1 protein-coding gene is annotated in these 262 nt (G+C 48.5%); it reads right to left on the reverse strand.

What is annotated here, in order from left to right; translation table 11 throughout:
* Positions 1-19: 19 nt before the first annotated feature.
* A partial coding sequence (locus IEQ44_RS16060) for a nucleoside/nucleotide kinase family protein (protein WP_227487663.1) occupies positions 20-262 on the reverse strand: 243 nt, incomplete at its 5' end.

The raw sequence follows: 262 nt of genomic DNA on the forward strand, positions 1-262 counted from the left end.
CGGGCATTTCCATTTTTGACTAGTGATAACCACGCGCGGTCATAAAATCCGTAATCGCTTTTTCTGCATCAACCAACACCTGTTCCAGTGGCTGATTGGCATCGATATCAACCAGTTGTGCACCACCAAAGGTTAACTGTGGCGTTATGGCAATCTTCCTCGCCAGCGATTCCCGTTTATGGTCGGGTTTACGTGCACAGGCAACTTCAAGGTCAACATTGAGTTTGATGACCAGATCAGGCTTATGGCTCGCCATCCAGTG

It is taken from the genome of Nocardioides malaquae, from assembly GCF_015070385.1.
Taxonomy (GTDB): Bacteria; Actinomycetota; Actinomycetes; order Propionibacteriales; family Nocardioidaceae; genus Nocardioides; species Nocardioides malaquae.